Origin of the sequence: Micromonospora craterilacus (assembly GCF_003236315.1) — a bacterium.
In the GTDB taxonomy this organism is placed as follows: domain Bacteria; phylum Actinomycetota; class Actinomycetes; order Mycobacteriales; family Micromonosporaceae; genus Micromonospora; species Micromonospora craterilacus.
Map to the genome: position 1 here is coordinate 1 of NZ_POTY01000440.1, position 2,027 is coordinate 2,027.

General features: G+C 73.0%; 3 protein-coding genes. 1 reads left to right on the forward strand and 2 read right to left on the reverse strand.

Features of this window, described 5'->3' with window-relative positions; all coding sequences use genetic code 11:
- Both C1I95_RS33580 and C1I95_RS33585 read right to left on the reverse strand, forming a co-directional pair.
- Nucleotides 1-862 (reverse strand): TIGR04222 domain-containing membrane protein (locus tag C1I95_RS33580; RefSeq protein ID WP_111220105.1); only part of this gene is annotated, 862 nt, incomplete at its 3' end.
- A gap of 104 nt (nucleotides 863-966) precedes the next feature.
- Nucleotides 967-1,539 carry a TetR/AcrR family transcriptional regulator gene (locus C1I95_RS33585; RefSeq protein ID WP_111220107.1) on the reverse strand — a complete coding sequence of 191 codons (573 nt, stop codon included), beginning with the start codon at nucleotides 1,537-1,539 and terminating at the stop codon, nucleotides 967-969.
- Nucleotides 1,540-1,619: 80 nt separating this feature from the next.
- Between C1I95_RS33585 and C1I95_RS33590 the strand changes: the two genes are divergently transcribed.
- Nucleotides 1,620-2,027, forward strand: a 408-nt coding sequence (locus C1I95_RS33590; protein WP_325048894.1) for a nitrilase-related carbon-nitrogen hydrolase, incomplete at its 3' end; no start/stop codon positions are given.

Genomic DNA, 2,027 nt, shown 5'->3' on the forward strand with positions numbered 1-2,027 from the left:
CTCCCGCGGTGCTGCCACCGCCGCAGCTGCTGGTCGTGCCACCGCCACCGCCACCGCCCGTCATTGCCTGACGCTGGATCTCGGCCTGCTCGGCGAAGGTCGGGTCCAGTGCCCAGAGTGAGGCGGTGCCGTAGAGCGCCACGGCCATCGCCAGCCCGGCGGCGCCGTAGACGGTGTACGCCGGGTGCGAGGCCGGCGCGAGGTGGCGGTTTCGCTGGCGGAGGCTCCGGACCGCGTCGTCGGCTGCCGCGGTCCGCCGGGGCACCCGGAGGAACAACACCGTGGTGATCACCGCGAGCCCGCAGACGATGAGCACGAGATACCAGACCGGACGGTCGTTGGCCAGCCCGGCGACGATCCGGAAGACGCCGAGCAGCAGCAACGCGACCAGCAACAGCGGGCCCATACGCAGGGCGGTGCGCCGGTTCGGACCGACCAGCAGACCTCGCCGCTCCAGCCCGTCGCGCATCTCGACGAGGGCGCGGTCGACCCACTCGGTGCCGCGCAGCTGCCGGGCGGTCGTGTGCTGGGCCGCGGCGTAGTGGACGGCCCGGTCGAGCGGGGTGGCCCCAGACGGCAGCGGACCCTCGGCGGTCAGCCGGTGATCCGGTTGCACCCCGATCGAGCCCTGGTTGCGCAGGGCACTCAGCGAGCTCCAGACCGCGAGGTCCTCCCCACCGTTGAGGTAGGCGACCTGCTGCGGGCCGAGCTGGTCGGCGGGCGGTGCGGACCGGCCCGCCAGCAGCGCCATGCGGTGGATCAGGACACCGGTGACGAGTACGACGGTCGCCACCAGGTAGAAGATGAGGAAGGTCCGGCTCGGGACGCCCCAGGTGTCGAAATCTGCTGCGAGACCCATCATGGCCTGCTCCTGTCGCGCGAGGGGAGACGCGGTTTCATTGTGGAGCGGCGACGCCAGCAACCTGGTCCCGCAGGGGGCCAGTTATCTCGTCGTTATCTGACGCGTCAGCTCCGGCGCACGGCCTCCTCGACCAGATCGAGCACCGGGCCGAGGTCGCCGGCCGGGCGTCCCATCGCCAGGTGCAGCACCAGGCCGTCGTAGGCGAGTTCGAGGAAGCGGGCCAGCACGTCGATCGGTACGTCGTCGCGGAGCACGCCGGCCTCTCGCTGCCGGGCCAGGCGTTCCCGGGTCGCCTCGGCGATGGCCGCCGACCGCTCGGCCCACCGCTTCGCGAAGGCCGGGTCGGTTCGCAACCGTCGGGAAACCTCCAGTTGGCTGCCCAACCAGCCTGTGGTGTCCGGGGAGACCGCCCGGGCGAGCAGGTCCCGCATCACCTGCACCAGACCGTTGCGGGCGACCGTCTCCACCATCGCCGCCGCGTCGTCCTCGGCGACGGCGAGGAAGAGGGAATCCTTGTCCCGGAAGTGGTGGAAGATCGCCCCTCGGGACAGCCCGGTCGCCTCCTCGAGGCGGCGGACGGTCGCGCCCTCGTAGCCATGCCGGGCGAAGCAGGCCCGCGCGGCGGCGAGGATCTCCTGCCGGCGGGCATCGAGCTGGTCCTGACTTACTCTGGGCACACCGAGATCGTGTCAGCTCACCCCGGGTAACGCAAACCGTACGTACGGCTTGGTATTGCCGGCCCGGTTAGGATCTGGCGGTGCCGCCGCCCCCCTTCGCCCTGCCGTCCGCGCCCCTGACCGTGGCCGTCGTCCAGGCCGAGCCGGTCCTCGGAGACGTGGCCGGCAACGCCGTCGCCGCCGCTCGACTGACCCGCCGGGCCGTCGAGCTGGGCGCCCGCGTCGTGGTGCTGCCGGAGCTCTTCCTGCCCGCGTACCATCCGCCGACGCTGGCCGCCGACGCCGCCGGCACCGACGTCGCGGCCGACGCGGACGGGCTGGTGGACGATCCGCGGCTGGACCCGCTGCGGTCCGTCGCGGGCGCCGGCGTCGCCGTCGTGGTCGGCGCCGCGGTCCGCCACCCCGAGCGGCGCCGGTGCATCTCGGCGCTGGTCGTCGACCCGGCCGGGGTAATCCGGGTGGGGTACGACAAGCAGCAGCTCTGGGGC